Source organism: Rhizobium terrae, from assembly GCF_003425685.1.
In the GTDB taxonomy this organism is placed as follows: Bacteria; Pseudomonadota; Alphaproteobacteria; order Rhizobiales; family Rhizobiaceae; genus Neorhizobium; species Neorhizobium terrae.
Genome location: NZ_QJKM01000038.1, coordinates 1 through 15,769 on the forward strand (window position 1 = coordinate 1; position 15,769 = coordinate 15,769).

Below are 15,769 nucleotides of genomic sequence, written 5' to 3' on the forward strand. Positions count from 1 at the left end.
GAGTGGAAAAGGCTGCGCCAGGCCGAAAAAGCCTCTGCTCAGATCATCGCCTGAATCTTATCCGCAGCATACATCAGCAATGACCCGCGCACGCGACCCAGTTCCGCGGTTCCCGGCGTATGGGTACTCCGTAAACCGTGCACGCTTCATTCCGTCCGTCTCCTGATACGACGAACTGTGCTGAAATTTGGAGGAACTTCAGGGCTCAAGTCAAAGACGATCGGCCGGTGACACCATCAACGGCGATGAGACCTTCAAGTCATGACGGAAATCGGTGAATTGGTCATTGTTATTCCGTTCGAGGACATCGTAAGAGTCAATTAAGGCCTGCCTTTTGTTTTTCAGGTGATCGGCTTGGCAAAGCTGCCACCGCCTCTATGTCAGCGGCATGATCCTGTCCGCCGAGCAGAGAAAAAGATCTTCAAGGAAGGCCAGGATGCGGCCGAGCTGGGCAGAAGTATGCGCACCTGTCCGTATCTCACCGACGAGGCGCCCGAGCGCATGTACACATGGATGGGCGGATTTTGGACCCGCAAGAGGTAGAACTTTCGTTCGCGGTAGAGATATTGACGCTTCGCTGGTTGACGCTATTTTCGCGTTGCCATGTAACTCGTCTGGCAGAAGGCCCATGCTCTGGCGGACCGGTGCGGGCCTTCATGGTCGTGTGACGCTGGCGTGATGTTCGTGTGACGCACCCCTTATGAATTCCGGTTGGCACCAAGCAGAAATATGGGAGAGGCTCGGTTGGGACCGATGCTCTGGCGTCTGAACATCCCCCGCCGGAGGCTGTCTCGCTAGAGGCCGCAGAGGCATTTGTACGATCAGGCCAATATCGGGCCGCGCAGACGGCTCTCAAATTAGTCGCGGCCTAGTAGTTATGGGAAAAGCGCCTAACCTAACGGATCTCTTGGAGCCGGCCGCCGAGATATTTGATCCGAACGAACGAGCTGGCATTCGCCTGCAAATAGCCGGTGCCAAAGTCAAAATATCAAGACGATCTACCTCAAGGACGCGGCTTTCAGAACCGCCGCTTCGCCACCAAAGCCGGCTTCATGTGCGGCCACTTGCAGTACGTTATCAACCTATCGCCCTCTCTACGGAACAATCGCATCGGCGCCATCAAGGAACCTTAGCTGCATCTCTGAGTTGAAGCCACAGGACGCGCGCCAATTGGCGGGAGACCTTCGGCTGCGCTCCGAGCCCTGCCGCATGTCCCCGCGATGGGGTTTTTCGTTCCTACCCCTCTGGCTCGCCCGTCTCCATGCCTGAAACTATCCAGATCCACCATTGTTAGCCGCCTCAAATGGAGCGCATCAATGGCACAATACGCATGGCTTTTTATCATCGCCGGTGGGGCAGCCCTATTGGGCTTCGCACTGATCTTCGGTTCGATCAAGCAGGATGGGAAACGCTCGATTATTCCTATCACGGGCGCCGTCGTCGTAGGGATATTCGCGCTCCTGTTAGGTATCTTCATTTCAAGGGCGCCGACGGCGCCGATCATTGCTTCCGATCCACAGGCGTCAGAGATCAGCCGACCGGCCCGTCAGTCGGACCAGAACGCTCTTCCCGGGCTGCAGCAACCAAATCAGAGGTAACGGCATCGATGTGAATGATCCAGGGCAGTCTTCAAAGTAGTCCCCTCAATTGCCGCGGAACGGTTTCGTCCTTCAGCGGTTAGGCTTGCCCACGGAGGTCGGAAAGGCTCACGTCATCGAAGGACTGCCAGGCGGCGAGAACCTTTCCGGGAGATCGGACGCAGTGCGACCGCGCTCTACTCCCGACATGGAGCCCCGCCGGTCCGCCCTGCCGGTGGGGTTTTTACCTCAGCCGCGGCGGAGATCTAGGTCTGTGGTAACAATCGTCTTGCCAGATGAGGGATCTTGATCGATTGTGCGGATGCGCAGGCCATTTGCCCCGACCTTCTGGATCGTCATCCGCGCTTTTCGGTCTCCGTAGATCTCATTTGCCCAAGTAACATCGAGATCGATTGTATCCCCTGCCCGGGCCCCGATGAGCTTGGAAGGCTTGCCCGATATTCCGGTATAATTGCCGCTATAGGAAGCACCAGACGCGGTGACGTTCGCCTTGAAACTCCTCGAAATGACTACAAGTGCGCGACATGAACCGTCCATCGAAAGGCTCGATGCGTTCGCGTCAGATTTCATGTCGCAGGTCACCTTCACCTTTTCACCGCCTAGCTTCCGTAGGACTTCTCCGCCGCCGGTCCATTGTCCTTCGATCGATCTCAGGAAATCATCCTCCGACGCCATGGAAAAAGCGGGAAGCGAAGCGCAAAAAATCGCGGCAGCAGCGAGAGTACGCATGTTAGGTCTCCGGTTTCCGAATGTCCCAAACATCGGCTTATGTGAAACGTTCCACTTGTCGTGGCTGCCCCCCAAGCAGACACACTTCGAGCTATCAAGACGTTCTACCTAAAGGATAAACGTGGAGCCGAGCGCCAGCTCATTCAGAGCATCGGCGAAGGCATCCACTTGGTCGTCATGTTGCGCGTTCGGAAACGCGCAGATTTCATCAAGGAACGTCTCGTTCCATGGGCCGCGGACCAGCTTGACGTTCCCGGCCTCGGCCTGGGCAGACGCTGGCTTCGCGCGCACCGTCTTTTCCCCGGTGGGCCGTATGGCCTGCACGTCATAGCCGGCGAGCAATTTGATCTTGGTGGCCGTGTCCGATTTACCGGCTGCGCCAGGATCTTCCGGCATCCTGATGCGAACATCGAGCCCATCTTGGCTGGCGGTGTTCTTCAAGTTCTTCTCGACGTCGCCAGGAGACCAGCGATCGCGCCGCACATCCTCGACGTAGAAGATCCCGCCTACCTTTGCCATGCGCAGGCCGACGGTCCAGTCCGGCTGCTTCCCGGGTTTCGGTTGTGTCGCAGCGAAGTCCCACGCCCTGCAGCGCATCGCGTCGGCCGGGACCGCATCGACGATCTCGAAGTCACCCCGCTGGAACATGCCCCGCCCGATCGAGGTGCCGGCCGCTGCTGGTACTGACCGGAGTAAGCGTAAGAGCCCTTGGCCTTCTTGAGGCGTTCGATCTCTTCCGCTGGAAACCTTTCGGGGAAAAGCAGTTCCCCTTCTTCCGTCCGCGGATCCTCGAAGAATAGTTCGTGGTCGACATAGGTCCGACAGACCCTGTCCGGCTCAAACTCCATCGGCAGGTTCAGATGAACGAAGCCGATGTCCAGCTGGAGTGCCACACCGGCCACATCCTGCTCATGAAGCCTCTGCATGATGATGACGATCGCCGATGTCGTCACATCGTTCAGACGGTCGGAGATGCCTTCCCGGAATATGCGAACCGCGGTCTGCCGTTCGGTGTCGCTTTCCGCCGTCTCGGTCGAATGCGGATCGTCCACCTTCACCCGATCGCCACGACCACCAGTCATGGAACTGAACGGTCTTGCCTCACTGAACCCGTTGCCGGTGTTTTCGAACTTCCCCTTTGCGTTCTGGTCGTCACGGAGCTTCAAAGGCCACAGCGTCTGGAACTTGTCGCTCTCAATGAGGCGACTGAGCTTCAGATTGTCGCGCAGCACGTTCGGCTGGCTATACGATGTCGCCAGGACCTGGATATCGGGCCGGCCCAGCGGACCCCATTCCCATGCCGTCCAGAACACCATCAGCAGGGACTTCATCATGCCCGGCGGGACGGTCATGAGAAGGAACTGGATCCGCCCCTCGGACACCGCCTCGAGATGCCGGCACATGGCCCGCAGAGCCAACCGAACTTCAGCGGCCGCTTGGGCTCCAGGACCGGCCAGAAATCCTTGATGAAACCTTCGAGGGTCTGGCACTCGGCCCTTATGATCTCCGCATTCTGCTCTACCCGCCGGCGTTCGACCTCAGCCGCGCGCCTCGCCTTCTCCGCCCGTATCGCCCTCATCATCATCGCCGGCGGTACCGGCAAGCGGACCGAAGATAGCTTCGAGGCGTGCGAGGTCATCGTCACTCATCTGGGTGAGGTCTACTGTTTGAATGGGACCGCCGCCCCGGCCAGTATGCTGCATGCTTGCCAGCTTTGGGTGGACGTATGGGGCAGCAGCCTTGGCCATCTCATCACGGCGCCCCGAATCTGCTTTGCTGTCTCGCATGACCTGCAGCATGTAATCGAGAGGCGTGATGCCGCTCTCCGCCACCTTCCGCTGGCGCTCCTGAGTGGCTTTATTCGGCGCGCCTCTCTTGCGTCCTGCACCCTCCCTTGTGCCGCCTCTCGACATGTTTGATTTCCTGATGCAAGCTTTGATTGTTTTTCAAAGTCGGGGTGGGCGTAGGGAGGTCTCCCCGGAACATAAGGCATTGGGCGTGTCAGAACCGATAGATTCCGAGGTAGCCGACTTGAACGCCACAAGGATCTGGCTTCCAGTCACCCTCTATGGAAGCATAATCCTCTTCGCCCTTTTGGCTTATGGTCTCTACTCGTGGAGAATAAGGAACTTCCCACACGCAGTCGCCACGATCACTGAGGTCTGGGAGAAGCAAGTGCGCGTTTCCCGGGGGCGTAGTGACCTGTTACGAGATCTCGTTTCCGAGCCCGAATACAGGACCGTCACGATGGGACGCATCCGATTCACACGTGCCCAAAGAGGAAAAACTTACGATTGCGCCGCCGCCGTGCAACTTGGCGTGCCGAGCGATGTGTTTCGTGCAGGCGAAAAACTTGAAGTCGTCCCAGCAACAGGAACATGCCAAAGAGTGGATATCGTCCGCAGACTGCAATAGGCGCCAGAGGGTTTGACCCGCTTCGATTTATGCAAACTTCTCATGCCGGGCGTTTTTCAGGACTGGCATGGGTCAACCTTGGGAGGAAGCGATGGGCGAGGTCACTGACCGCGACATTGGCAACGCTTGGACAGCACATATTCTTGGGCAGCTTTTCAGCGGTTGGCCTAGGCGCCAAGACTTGAACGCAATGGACGTTGCGGTAGCCACTGGCTTTCAACCCCGTAGTGAGCCGAAAGAGATGTTCGATGATCTGGTCATGTGGCTAAACGACAACGGCTACTTGAAGATCAATTAGCTTGGCGACAGCGGTAACTTTTATGGTGTTTCCCTGACCAATCAGGGTTTTGCCGTGCTCGGAGAGCAACCCTCAGGTCTGGACCGCCCCCTCGGCGCGAAGTTGAAAGAGGCTGCCTCATCCGCCGGAGGAGAGGTCAAGTCGACACTTGTCGCCGAGCTCGTCGGCACGCTCGTAGGAGCCGCAGCTAAACAGTTCTCCTCATAACAAGACGGATCGTCATTAGTAGCGTCAAGCTCTTCCACCTGATTCATTGCGCTTTCTTAGGCTGATCGCCGCCGTGCTTTGTGAATAGCTGTGGATACTGCTTTCGCCGTTGCCGACTCATCCGGGTTCATGATCCGATGGCCTGATTCTTCGCAATGAAAAAGGCTCGAAGCCGATGTCTCCCGACGAGATCTACATCAATATTGGACACCTATTAGCCGCCGCGCCGAACTTCGATGAAAGCGATCGTCTTCGTACGGAAGAGACGGTCTGGATGGCTAAGGCATACGCTCTGCTAACTGAAGCAGGGATGGCACAGGAGGCGGTAGCCGTCCAGCTCAACATGGAACTGATTATCTCCTCCGGTCCTTACACGCGCACAGAGTATGCCAACAAGCTGATTGGCGCCATGCACCGTGCGCTAGCAATTGCCGAATTAAGGGCGCCCGCTTCTGCACGCGGAGCATTTATCAGTGCAGGCAATGCCTTTGACGCAATGACGGCCGTGGGACGGGTTCTCGGAGAGGCCAAAGTCTCGGCAAGGATCGTTGATCCCTACATGGATGAAAAGGCACTTACGGACTTCGCCGTTTTGGCGATCCCCGCTGTCAAGATTGAATTATTGGCGGATAGCGGTGCCGTTAAACCAAGCCTAAAACCAGCCTTCACCAGGTGGCAGATGCAATACACATCAGAAAGGCCGATAGAAGCAAGGCTGTCCGCTCCGCGAACGCTTCATGATCGCCTCATCATTATTGATGGCAGCAAGGTCTACACACTAACCCAGTCTTTGAACGCGTTCGCCGCTCGATCGCCGGCGTCTATCGTTCGGCTAGAAGGTGACGCCGTGCCGCTGAAGATTGCCGCGTACGACGCATTCTGGAATAGTGCCACACCGATCTAATGTGCCTGGCTTTTGCATTCTTCAGCACTGGCGCGGGTTAACCTTGGGAGGATGGGCTGGAAGAGGATAAACGTCTGGTCGAACAGATCGAAGGAGCTGCCGATGCAGCCGAGAAAAGTCGCTCAACCAACGCAAATCTAGAGGCAATGGCTGCTGCTCTGCATGGTCACTTCCCTCATCGGGACGAAGCGGACATTCTCCGGTTGTTGAAGGACATCTGACGATTCCGTAAACTGTCCTGGGACGGCATGTGATGATCCGGTTTCTGCCCTAAGAAGGGTGCAACCCCAGACATCATGCGGAGGCGTGCCGCTGTGGGCCGCGCCTCCTATTCGGGTGTGGGGGAGTATCATCCGTAGATGCCGCCGTAACTTCGGCTGTAGTGGATGCGCAGGCCGAGGATCGTGAAGAGGAAGGCCTTGCCGTATTCCCGCTCGCGCTCGAAGAACCGGGTCGCAGGCCGATCGCCAGCTTGGCCGAATAATCGCCACCGGGGACGCCGGGCGTGCCCCGTTCCCACATGAACCGGAACAGCCGGAAATGCTTCTGGATAGTATCGGATCGCAGCACTGGCTTGAACCGCAGCGACGGCGCCGAAGCAAAGACGGAATAGTGACCGTTGAGCCTGGTTTCGTCTTGCTGTCCCTAGCGCTTTTCCATGGCCATGCCCACAAATATGATTGCAAATATTATAATTACAGAGATAGCGTAGAAGCTAATCCCTGGCTTGCCACCGGCAAGGGCATAAATAAAAGCAATGACTCCGCCAAACACGATTGCCATAAGAGCTATAAGCGGAATCATACTGACGGCGTCCGCCATACCCTTAACATTCTTGTTTGAAGAAGACTCGATCCGCCGGCCAGCTCCGGTAGAAGCCTCCATCATGAAAAATCCAATAACAATAAATAAAATTATCCCGCCCCCAAGTACTACAAAAACCACCGTTGGATCCCCCTTCGAAGTATTCGAACAGAATGCTAATCTAACGTATCAAGCTTGCAACTGGATCCCGTCCTATTGATGGCGTTGCGTCGCACGAGGAATGCTACGCCCATTTCTCAATGCCACTGCCCGGGTTATCCGCGGGTCGAGTGCTCTTTCCAAAGAGAGATCAGGGAAAACGAAAACCCGCCGCGGTGAGGCGACGGGCTTGTGGAGTGGACGGCTCGGATCAAGATAGTCGATCGAGCCGATGACTGCTGCCTACCTATAAACCACCGATGCCTGAGACTTGAAACCCAGCACCTCAAAACGCTTGATTACCTCGTCGCGTAGCGCCTTGGCGTTCTTGCCATTGTTCAGGTGCGTCAGCCCGATGGCGCCGAATGGGATTATCATGGCAACGCTGATGAAACCCCATGCAAAGGGAAATGAGCTGCTTCGAGTGAACAGGAACAACAGTAAACCAAGTGCCGCGATACCGAGGCAAACTTTCGGCAGAATCGACTGATGCGCCTCTCTCGGAGCTACGTACCCCCGTTCGTCTGCGAATCCCAATATCGCGTTCTTGATCGGGAGATTGTTAAACTCCTTCGACAGGTGAACTTTGCGGTTCACGAATGCAATTGTACCAGTCCTACCCACCGCGAGGCTGGGAACCAAAAAATCATCCGTAATGACGTGCTCAAGGCGGACTACGCTATTGTCATCGCGTTGAAGCACAATGTGCGAATAGTGGTGCAGGCTTCGGTAAACGTAGCCAGCGCCGATCTCGACTATGCGCCCTGATTCAAAAACAATTGCAGACATATTACCCCCGGAGAATTTCTGGAGGCAAATTGGTCGGCTCGGGTAAACCTATTCTTACCGCTGAAGATTTGAACCGGAACACCGTTAAGAGACCGCGAAATGATTGTCGCGAATGTCACTGGATTGGCGTTGCGGTACCCCCCAACGCAAAGCCTGAAACCGTGGGCCTGGACGAGAAAACCCCGCCGTAGCTGCCGGGGTCTGTGGTTCCTTTTCCGCCTGTGGGCGGGAAAGCTACGGAAGCATTAGCTTCGGGCTGCAGCCGTACGACACGGTGTAAGCCGGATTTGGCGCCATCGCATCAATGAGTTTTTGAGCTCCGGCGTTACAAGCGCTTTCGCTAAAATATTCGGCGCTCGTCATCGAGATCGTCGACTGCGTGTTCGCGCCAGGCGTTATGAACGTTACGACGATAAGTAGTACCCAGACCATTCTGAACCTCCCGAGGTTGATTCTCGACAAGAACCACACAACTCATGGATTGTCTAGTCCGTGCGTTTATCGGTCGCGTGACCGGGAACCGGTAGACCGATTGGATGTTCTTCATCTAGGAGGATGTTGAACATGAACCGCCTGCGCCACAGCCACAATCGTCACGACTGGCTTTTATACATTGGTCTGAACGTCGCCCTCGCAGCCTTGATTGCGATAGCCATGTGGTATTCGCCAAGCGTCTGACGAGGCAGCCCCCCGGAAGGATTTGAAGCTACACCTCCCGTCCCTCGTCGGGCTGCGGATGCTCTATCCGGTTGCCGCTACGGGAGCCTGTTTGCCCTCTGTGGTGGTCAAGAAGGCGCGACCGATTCCGGATCTTCACGACTTGCGCCGCCTCACGATGGTACTTCATTCGCGCCTCTCGCCGCTCCTATCGTGTCCCTCGGCTCAAGAGTATAAGTTAAAAGTCTTCCCATCAGCTTCTCATTTCCTAAACCAGGCGCTCAGCTAAAAGAGGCAGCTATTCTTGTCATATGCTAATTGTGACAGACATCTTCGTCGGATTGAGACGCCTGGGAGAGCTAGACATGCCGAACGAGAGCCGAGCCTTAGCGAGCGCCGCTGCCACCGTGCACTGTTGGTCAGAAATTGTACCCAACAGGACGTTTGCTTCCTTGGACAAAGCTATTGCCTACTGCGAAGAAAACATATCCGAGCTGCATGCGATCGAGGTTTTCGTTCATAGCGGGCGGATCCCGGAGCCGATCAGCGATAGCGAGCTGAAGGCACTTTTAAGTCGAAAGATGCGAAGCCTAAGCTAGACGCCGGAAGTCACCGCGCCCGAGGCACACCAAGGCTTCCATTCCGTTCGCTATGCCGCGCCCGGATTTCCCGGTGGTCGAGTGTTCTTTCCGAAGGAAGATCAGGGTCGATCTGCGGCTTGCCGTCCGGTGCGATCCAGTGCATCGCGTATTTCTCGGACGATACCGTTGATGGCTGTTCTTCTACGTGATTTTGCGACACCTCGTCTAGAGGAATGTCCAGCCGAACCAACGGCTTACGGTTAAGGGCTGATGCAATTGCTTGACAGCACCCATTAATTTTCTTTCGAAGGTTTTGCGAACCATCTCATTTCTTGATAGATACTGCTCCAGAAACATCCCTTTCCGGCTCTTGATGAACCCGTAGTCATAGACGAGCTTGCGGTCTGCCTCGCCGAGGTAGCCGTTGATCCAGGTCCACGTTTCCTCCATCCGGCTCAGCGCAGCGGCAGAGATGACACGGCGGTAGGACGGCGCCCGGTCGTATTCCGTTGCGATGACCGCGGCCACCATTTCGCTGAAGGCACCTTGCTTCATGCGCGGGCCGAGCGCCGCCGGGGAGGCCACCAAGGTTTCAGCCGCCTCGATGATCCGCGCCCTCACCTGCTCGTAAGTCCAGTCCTGAAACACGGCGACGTTCATGCGGCTTCTCCTATCATGTCCAAAAGATCGCCTTGGATGGGCTTGTAGAAGCGCACCGAAATCAGCACGTACAGCGCCTTCCAATTCTCCACTGGCATCCGCATGGCCTTTACCTTGCGCCTCAGGCTGCCGAGATCGATCGCGTCGAAGTCCCTGGTGAGGCTCGGCGACTTCACCAGATCCGGGTTCTCAATGAGGATGGCAGAGACGGCCTTCATCATGTCGGCGTAGAGTTCGAGCGCATTCACCCGCGTACCGGTCATCAGCATGAACACGAGCTTCAGGTGGGCCTCGCCGTGCGACTGGCCGATCTCGCGCACCGTCGGCTTGCAGAAGCACTCGTGCGGCCGGCGGCTGGTCGGGCTATGCTTGGCGCCGTCGAACAGCTTCACGCCGCATTGGCGGGCTAACTTGTGGATGTCGCAGCGGTGATTGATCCTTCCGGTCATGCCGCCATCCGACAAGGTTGCAAGGGCTCGGCCGACTCACCTACGCTCCAAAGCGGGTAACGGGTGGACTTTAACGAATGGATCAGGACGACAAAGACCGCGGCTATTGGCTCGGCTGGTGGTTTGCCTATGGCACGCTCGGACTGCTTTTCATTCTCGCGGTCTGGAACAGCCAATTCGACGACCTTTGCACAGCGTCTGAACCGGCTTGGCTGCCTTGGGCTCAACCTGAGGAGCATTGCTTTAGGGAATGGATTTCCGCCTTGAGCGGATGGGTGGGATTTGGAGCCGCGGCTATTGGCGCTTACTTCGTCTATCACCAGCTCAACGAACAAAGGAAGCAAACAGCATTCATTCTTGGCGACGGAAATCCCTCGGTCGAAGTCTACACTTATTCCATGAACTGCAGGCGCGCGGTCTTTCGGATTATAAATTGGAATCGGCGCACTCTCACCCTCAGGAAAATCTCGTTTGGTGACGGATCGAATTTTCCTTGGAGGCCTGCTGGAATTCGCTATTTCGAAGGACCGACAAATTTTGAACCGCACCGCGGTGTCAGACGCAAATCCATCGGCGTCGATTTCAGGGGAGGCGCCGAGCATGATCGGCTCGAATATGCATGCGCAATAGATGGTTGGCTTAACCGTGCGGGCTCGCCCTTCTACATAGATATTGAGGTGTACTTTAAGCCGAGCGGGGAAGATTTCACCGATGTGTTCAATAGTAAGAATGAGAACACCCTGATCGACGTTCTTTTTCACTGTTGGTTCGATGAAACAGGCCAGGCGGTCCCGCTGAAAACCTCGCTCGCATTGATTGATTTCCTTCCGAATTTTATCAAAGCGAACAGGGCGATCGCTAGGCGGACGTCTAAGTAGTTCCTCAAGCTTGAGCTCCCTCATGCCGCCCTCTCCTCGCGCGGCTTGAAGTGCTTCTCCGCCGCAGCGCGCTTGACGTCGCGGATGCTGGTTCCGGCGATCTCGCCCGAGCAAACCAAGTTCCCGTTGAAATAGGCCAGCGTGTGGGTGAGCACAGCCTTTGTGGCCGATAGCTCGTCCTGGAATACGATCGGAGCCCCACCATCTCCCAGGATAGGCTTGGGTTTTGAATCCCGAGCAAAGCGGGTCATGGCCCACCAGCCGCCGCGGATCGGATGTGCATAGCCAGCGAACTCGTTCATTAACCGACCTCCTTTACTACAATGCAACCTGTGGCAGGCACTGACAGACCTGTTAATCGGGGAGTTTTCTGATGACTTGGGGTTTTGAGCGCGGGCAAACTTACAACCGTAGGAACGATATTCATAAGGTGTTTGGAGGACAAACCCAGGGCGGGATAATCACTCCTGCGGATGCCGCGGTGGTCATTGCGATCACCGGGGAAAAAGGCCTCGGTCACGGCTACGACGATCAAGAGCTTCCCGACAAAACTTTCGAATATTTCGGAGCCGGCAGGTTCGGGCCCATGAAACTGAAGGATCGCAACAAGGGGCTTCTCGAACATAGCCAGAGGGGCAAAAGCCTCCTGCTTTTCCGCGACGAAAAAAGAAAGCGCCTCCGATTTCTCGGAGAGTACATCTGTGACGGGTTTGAATGGCGAGATTCGCCGGACGCGAAGAAGAACATCCGACAGGCCATCGTCTTCAAGCTGATCCCTCTCGACAAGATCAATGAAACGGTCGACGACGGCCCTGAAGGCGACGAAGTTAAGCAACGCCTCTCGGAGCTTTCCCTCGACGAGCTTCGAAAGCTCGCTAAAGCCGCCTCCAAGCCATCCGTCCCCGGAAAACCTCGGGTTGGAACCGTCTATGAGCGTAGTCGAATTGTTCGAGCTTATGAGACCTGTGCGCGGATAAACCCTTCCTGTTGAATTAATTGGAGTTTTTGATAACTAGGGGTTTTCGGCCTGTCGAGTACGGGCGACTTTCGTGTCGCCCTCAATCCTCGTTCATTTGCCGTCCATTCTTCCCCTTCATTGGGCGACCATCACGATGTTGAGGCATCGCTTCAGGTTGTAGGCGATGGCTGTGAGACGAATTTGCAGGCCAGCCTTTGCCATGCCTCTCCATCGCATCCGGCGCAATCCATAGGATCGTTTCCACGTTCCGAATATCTTTTCGATCCGCCCCCGGATGCGGCGGATCGGCTGGTTGTGAGCTTCAAGGCGCGCCCGCACTTCCGCCTCATCCCGACCCCACATTCCGGTGGCGACGATGCGCGGTGTTCCACCTTTGGCAAGCACCGCTCTGCCGAAATGATCGCCGCGATAGGCGCTATCGGCATAGACGTCACCAGGATTGTCGGGAAGCGCATCAGGGCCGGCCCGTCCATCATTGATATTGGCCGGCGTCACCGCGATTTCTTCGACAAGAGCCGTATCTGCATCGGCGCCAACATGCGCCTTGTATCCGTGAACCGCCGTTTTCCCGCGGTGTTTGACCCAATGACCGTCAGTGTCGCCTTCACTGGCTGAGGCAATAATGGTCGCGTCCACCAATGTCCCGGTCTTCACCTTGATCGCCTTGGCTTTCAATTGCGCCGTGATCTCGTCAAACAGAGCCTTATCGAGGCCCGCGGCGACCAGCGCCTTTCGAAATCGCACAAAGGCCGTGCGCTCCGGCGTCGGCTCTGATCTGGAGAACCCGCAGAACCGCCGAAATGAACTTCGGTCATCGGGCGCTTCAGCCAGCTTCACGTCTGAAAGGTCGTACCAGACCGCAAGTAGTGTCGCCTTGAACAAGGCAAGCGGCGGCCAGGCGGGTTCCCCCTTGGCCGCACTTGAAATCGTCGCAAGACGCCGATCAGTCGGCGCCCAATCGATCACTCTCGAAAGCCCATCTAGCGTCGAACCGCTCTTGCTATCCTGCGCAAACCCGAACGCTTCCTGACCAATACGACGACGGCTCATTGCAAACCTCCATCATCCGACAAGAACATTGAATCATCAATGATTCCATACGTCTACAGTTATCCGCGCACAGGTCTCATTACGTCCTGGCCCGTGCCAAGGGTGTCTGCGAGTATGAGAAGAAGCCGGCGCCATTCCTCAGAGACGATGGCGAGCCATACCTTGAGCCGCACCATATCGAGCGTTTGAGTGATGGAGGTCCAGACGATCCAAAGTCGATTATCGCGCTTTGCCCGAATTGCCACCGTCGAGCACACCACGGCGCCAACCGAGCCGCGTTCAAGGCTGAGCTTATAGAGCGGATGAAAACCATCGAGCTCGAATAGCAGCATCAGAACATCTCCTGCTGTACCCTGGCGGGCTTCATGGAACGGTAGCGGGTGTATTCGGCCTCGAACTGCAGCGTCTCCTTGAGCGTCGGATCGCCGAACCAGCATTTCACGCTGCCGACCTCGGCGATGCCCTCAAGGTCCCCGACAAAGACGGAATTGATCTTCTTTCAGTCGGAGCCGGTGGCGGCCGTCGCCACGCGCTCGGCTTTGTATTTCTCCGCGCGGTAGAGGTAGAGGATGGCGTCATAGTCCGCCTTGGCACCCTCCCCGCCGTAAAGGTCGGCGGCGATCGGACGTGGATTGTCGCGTCGGGTGCCGAAACTGTTGCGCTGGTTCAGGATCAGCACCGAAGCCTGCGTCTCGTCGGCGAGCGCCTTCAGCTCGACTGTCACCTCGCCCGAGATGCGGTCTGCCGAAAGCTTCGGATCGCGCGGCTTCACCTTGCCGATGTGATCGATGACGATGAACGACGTTTTGCCGTTGGCTCGCTTCTTGATGAACCGACGGGCATAAGTCACCAGCCGGTCAACGCCCTCGCGCTGGCAGCGGATGATGTCGAAGGGCTGCTGGTTGACCCATGTGGCGAACATGACGCACTGGTCCTGCTCGGTCTGGCTCATGAGCTTCATCGGCTCTCGCTGCTGGCGAACGCTGATCTCGTGAACCTGGGCGATCATCTGGCGGACGCATTGGGCCGCCGACAGATCGTAAGAGAGGAACAGGACCGGATGGCCTTCCTTCACCGCGTGGTAGATGAGCTGCATTGTGAGGCTGGATTTGCCCTCCCCTGATGAGGAAAGGAGGCCATAGAGGTTACCGGCCTCGAACACCGGCTCGGAAAGAACCTTGGCTATTTCCTGAAGAGCGATCGGCACGCCGATAACGCCATCGCGCCGGGCCGACGCCTCGAACATGGAGAGGTCGGACGCTCCGGGAGATGCGATCGACGTAGTATCGCGGAAGCGGCTTTTCAGTTCCTTCAGCCGCTGCTCGATGTGCTCGATCTCATCCGCCAGTGTCAGGAGGGTATCCGTTTCTGGTGCGACGGCCCCTGCAAGCGCCAAATGATGGAGTGAGCGATGAGCCGTTCCGTCCCCGAATGGGTTGCCAAGCATGACGACCAGAAAGTCCCGGACCGGGTGAAGGTCAGGATCCTGGAGCGGGAGAACTTCACCTGCCACCTGACAGGCGCCAAGATTGACCCGCTGCGGGACGAATTCGACTTCGATCACAAGGTTTCCTTGATCCTCGGAGGCGAGCACCGGGAGACGAACCTCTTCCCGGCGCTCCGATCCGCTCACCGGAAGAAGACTGCCGTTGAGATGAGCGTCAAGTCCAAGATTGCTCGCGTGAAGAAGAAGCACCTCGGCATCGCCAAACCGAAATCATCTCTCTCCCACCCGCACCTGAAGCGCCAGTTCGACGGCACGGTTATCGATCGCCACACTGGTGAAATCGTTGGAGGCAGACATGAGCGGTAGTCTCACCCGGCCGATCGTCGGAATCGAAAAACGCACCGCTCAGGACGTGTTCGACATCATGGTCCAACGTTTTCCGTCGCGCCCCGGCACCTTCGACCCATCTGAGGGGACCAGACTTGGTTGACAGAGTAGCCATTTACGAGGAACCTCTCCTCGGTGACGGAGCGTATAGGAGAGCGGGAAATCCTATAGGGCAGGCGCCGGAATGTGGCCCGTTCCAATGCCAACCGGAAGCGTCGGCTGGGTTCAAATCCCACACCGTCACCACTCCATCCCCTCGATCGAATGTGCTAAGTCCAGTAGGCGTCGAATCCAGCCATCCAGATATAGGTGCGCTCCGGTGTTTCGTCGCTGAGATAGGGGCAAACTCGCCTGCTTCGTCCGAGCATCGCTGCCTGCCGGCCTTCTTTGAATATCTTCTTTCGCTGCTCGTCGCTCAAAACCATGCACCAGAACGAGAGAAGGCTGCAGGCGTTCCAAACCATCCCCTGAAACGAAAACGCCGGGGCGCAACGGCTCAAACTGGATTGGTTCGTGACAACTGCGCGGAGACGGAGCGGTGAGAAATATCAACAGCCTTATCAGCGTGCTCTTTAACAAAAAGTCGGGCTGCGTTCATGTCTCGAGGATAGGTCGCACCAATCCTGTAGTACGGGAATCCCTGCAAAATGAGTGCGGATTCCGACGTGAAGCCGGCCGCCATTCCGATCAAAGACCGGCCACCATTCCGATTTGAAGCCGGCCACCGTTCCGATCAAAGACCGGCCAGTTTTCGGCACTGAACATTACCTCCTGGGTC

21 protein-coding genes are annotated in these 15,769 nt (G+C 56.8%); 9 read left to right on the forward strand and 12 right to left on the reverse strand.

Features of this window, described 5'->3' with window-relative positions:
- The first annotated feature begins 345 nt into the window (after positions 1-345).
- Positions 346-543: an Rmf/CrpP family protein gene (locus DMO26_RS35135; protein WP_404947106.1), complete on the forward strand. Its 198-nt coding sequence runs from the start codon at positions 346-348 to the stop codon at positions 541-543.
- A 773-nt stretch (positions 544-1,316) separates the two neighbouring features.
- Positions 1,317-1,598: a hypothetical protein gene (locus DMO26_RS32395; RefSeq protein ID WP_117196401.1), complete on the forward strand. Its 282-nt coding sequence runs from the start codon at positions 1,317-1,319 to the stop codon at positions 1,596-1,598.
- A 228-nt stretch (positions 1,599-1,826) separates the two neighbouring features.
- Here DMO26_RS32395 and DMO26_RS32400 read toward each other — a convergent pair whose 3' ends face one another.
- From DMO26_RS32400 to DMO26_RS32410, 4 genes are all read right to left on the reverse strand, one after another.
- On the reverse strand, positions 1,827-2,327 hold the full coding sequence (locus DMO26_RS32400; protein ID WP_117196402.1) for a hypothetical protein: 501 nt from the start codon (positions 2,325-2,327) through the stop codon (positions 1,827-1,829).
- Between the two features lie 108 nt (positions 2,328-2,435).
- Positions 2,436-2,924: a phage terminase large subunit gene (terL, locus tag DMO26_RS34640; RefSeq protein WP_226951500.1), complete on the reverse strand. Its 489-nt coding sequence runs from the start codon at positions 2,922-2,924 to the stop codon at positions 2,436-2,438.
- On the reverse strand, positions 2,834-3,559 hold the full coding sequence (locus tag DMO26_RS34645) for a hypothetical protein (RefSeq protein ID WP_226951502.1): 726 nt from the start codon (positions 3,557-3,559) through the stop codon (positions 2,834-2,836). Before DMO26_RS34645 ends, terL begins: the two co-directional genes overlap by 91 nt.
- Positions 3,560-3,865: 306 nt before the next feature.
- The gene (locus DMO26_RS32410) at positions 3,866-4,240 is read right to left on the reverse strand and encodes a hypothetical protein (protein ID WP_117196403.1); all 375 of its coding nucleotides are present in this window, start codon (positions 4,238-4,240) and stop codon (positions 3,866-3,868) included.
- A 593-nt stretch (positions 4,241-4,833) separates the two neighbouring features.
- On the opposite strand from DMO26_RS32410, the gene DMO26_RS32420 reads away from it, so the two are divergent.
- Both DMO26_RS32420 and DMO26_RS32425 read left to right on the forward strand, forming a co-directional pair.
- A complete protein-coding gene (locus DMO26_RS32420; RefSeq protein ID WP_117196404.1) occupies positions 4,834-5,040 on the forward strand; it encodes a hypothetical protein in 207 nt (68 codons plus the stop codon).
- A 382-nt stretch (positions 5,041-5,422) separates the two neighbouring features.
- Positions 5,423-6,151 carry a phosphatidylserine/phosphatidylglycerophosphate/cardiolipin synthase family protein gene (locus DMO26_RS32425; protein WP_117196405.1) on the forward strand — a complete coding sequence of 243 codons (729 nt, stop codon included), beginning with the start codon at positions 5,423-5,425 and terminating at the stop codon, positions 6,149-6,151.
- A gap of 645 nt (positions 6,152-6,796) precedes the next feature.
- Here DMO26_RS32425 and DMO26_RS32430 read toward each other — a convergent pair.
- The 4 genes from DMO26_RS32430 to DMO26_RS32455 form a co-directional block, all read right to left on the reverse strand.
- Positions 6,797-7,096, reverse strand: coding sequence for a hypothetical protein (locus DMO26_RS32430; protein WP_162895176.1), 300 nt, complete (start codon positions 7,094-7,096; stop codon positions 6,797-6,799).
- A gap of 261 nt (positions 7,097-7,357) precedes the next feature.
- Positions 7,358-7,903 (reverse strand): hypothetical protein, encoded by a 546-nt coding sequence (locus tag DMO26_RS32435; protein WP_117196407.1) that lies wholly within the window; start codon positions 7,901-7,903, stop codon positions 7,358-7,360.
- Between the two features lie 1,463 nt (positions 7,904-9,366).
- Positions 9,367-9,801, reverse strand: a complete 435-nt coding sequence (locus DMO26_RS32450) for a hypothetical protein (protein WP_117196410.1) — start codon at positions 9,799-9,801, stop codon at positions 9,367-9,369.
- Positions 9,798-10,250: a hypothetical protein gene (locus DMO26_RS32455; RefSeq protein ID WP_117196411.1), complete on the reverse strand. Its 453-nt coding sequence runs from the start codon at positions 10,248-10,250 to the stop codon at positions 9,798-9,800. Before DMO26_RS32455 ends, DMO26_RS32450 begins: the two co-directional genes overlap by 4 nt.
- 77 nt (positions 10,251-10,327) lie before the next feature.
- On the opposite strand from DMO26_RS32455, the gene DMO26_RS32460 reads away from it, so the two are divergent.
- On the forward strand, positions 10,328-11,128 hold the full coding sequence (locus tag DMO26_RS32460) for a hypothetical protein (protein ID WP_117196412.1): 801 nt from the start codon (positions 10,328-10,330) through the stop codon (positions 11,126-11,128).
- Positions 11,129-11,148: 20 nt separating this feature from the next.
- Here the strand turns inward: DMO26_RS32460 and DMO26_RS32465 are convergent, their stop codons facing one another.
- Entirely contained in the window at positions 11,149-11,430 is a 282-nt protein-coding gene (locus DMO26_RS32465) for an RNA-binding protein (protein ID WP_117196413.1), read from the reverse strand.
- A 71-nt stretch (positions 11,431-11,501) separates the two neighbouring features.
- On the opposite strand from DMO26_RS32465, the gene DMO26_RS32470 reads away from it, so the two are divergent.
- Complete coding sequence (locus DMO26_RS32470; protein ID WP_117196414.1) at positions 11,502-12,119, forward strand: hypothetical protein; 618 nt, start codon at positions 11,502-11,504, stop codon at positions 12,117-12,119.
- Between the two features lie 102 nt (positions 12,120-12,221).
- Here DMO26_RS32470 and DMO26_RS32475 read toward each other — a convergent pair whose 3' ends face one another.
- The gene (locus tag DMO26_RS32475) at positions 12,222-13,157 is read right to left on the reverse strand and encodes an IS5 family transposase (RefSeq protein ID WP_117196415.1); all 936 of its coding nucleotides are present in this window, start codon (positions 13,155-13,157) and stop codon (positions 12,222-12,224) included.
- Positions 13,158-13,342: 185 nt separating this feature from the next.
- Between DMO26_RS32475 and DMO26_RS34860 the strand changes: the two genes are divergently transcribed.
- Positions 13,343-13,483, forward strand: a complete 141-nt coding sequence (locus DMO26_RS34860) for an HNH endonuclease (RefSeq protein WP_264319386.1) — start codon at positions 13,343-13,345, stop codon at positions 13,481-13,483.
- A gap of 173 nt (positions 13,484-13,656) precedes the next feature.
- Here the strand turns inward: DMO26_RS34860 and DMO26_RS32485 are convergent, their stop codons facing one another.
- Positions 13,657-14,553 carry a DnaB-like helicase C-terminal domain-containing protein gene (locus tag DMO26_RS32485; protein ID WP_162895177.1) on the reverse strand — a complete coding sequence of 299 codons (897 nt, stop codon included), beginning with the start codon at positions 14,551-14,553 and terminating at the stop codon, positions 13,657-13,659.
- A gap of 15 nt (positions 14,554-14,568) precedes the next feature.
- On the opposite strand from DMO26_RS32485, the gene DMO26_RS32490 reads away from it, so the two are divergent.
- Positions 14,569-14,970, forward strand: a complete 402-nt coding sequence (locus DMO26_RS32490) for an HNH endonuclease (protein ID WP_117196420.1) — start codon at positions 14,569-14,571, stop codon at positions 14,968-14,970.
- The gene (locus tag DMO26_RS34865) at positions 14,960-15,094 is read left to right on the forward strand and encodes a hypothetical protein (protein WP_264319387.1); all 135 of its coding nucleotides are present in this window, start codon (positions 14,960-14,962) and stop codon (positions 15,092-15,094) included. Before DMO26_RS32490 ends, DMO26_RS34865 begins: the two co-directional genes overlap by 11 nt.
- 166 nt (positions 15,095-15,260) lie before the next feature.
- Here the strand turns inward: DMO26_RS34865 and DMO26_RS35210 are convergent, their stop codons facing one another.
- Complete coding sequence (locus tag DMO26_RS35210; protein WP_450088451.1) at positions 15,261-15,455, reverse strand: ribosome modulation factor; 195 nt, start codon at positions 15,453-15,455, stop codon at positions 15,261-15,263.
- Positions 15,456-15,769 lie beyond the last annotated feature (314 nt).